Origin of the sequence: Erythrobacter sp. HI0063 (assembly GCF_001635685.1) — a bacterium.
Taxonomy (GTDB): Bacteria; Pseudomonadota; Alphaproteobacteria; order Sphingomonadales; family Sphingomonadaceae; genus Qipengyuania.
In genome coordinates this window covers 1-215 of record NZ_LWFF01000228.1, presented here as the reverse complement: position 1 = coordinate 215, position 215 = coordinate 1, and the positions used below count along the sequence as shown (strand labels likewise).

General features: G+C 54.4%; 1 protein-coding gene. It reads left to right on the top strand.

The window, feature by feature from the left end; translation table 11 throughout:
• Positions 1 to 215 (top strand): hypothetical protein (locus A3736_RS17910; protein ID WP_233999305.1); only part of this gene is annotated, 215 nt, incomplete at both ends.

The following is a 215-nucleotide window of genomic DNA, read 5'->3' as shown; positions in this document are numbered from 1 at the left end:
TACTTCAATCTCGTTGAAGCCTTCATCGACAAGTACAGCCTGCGATATGATCTTCGCCGACCCTTCTCGATGCATCCAACACTGCCGGGAATTTTTGCCCGAGTAGTGCGAAATCTCAAGGCCGCCGCTCAGACTGATCCGCATCTGGCCACGGCATTCCATGAATTTGAGGACGCCCTACGCGACCTGACAGCCGAACGGACGCCGAACAGAAT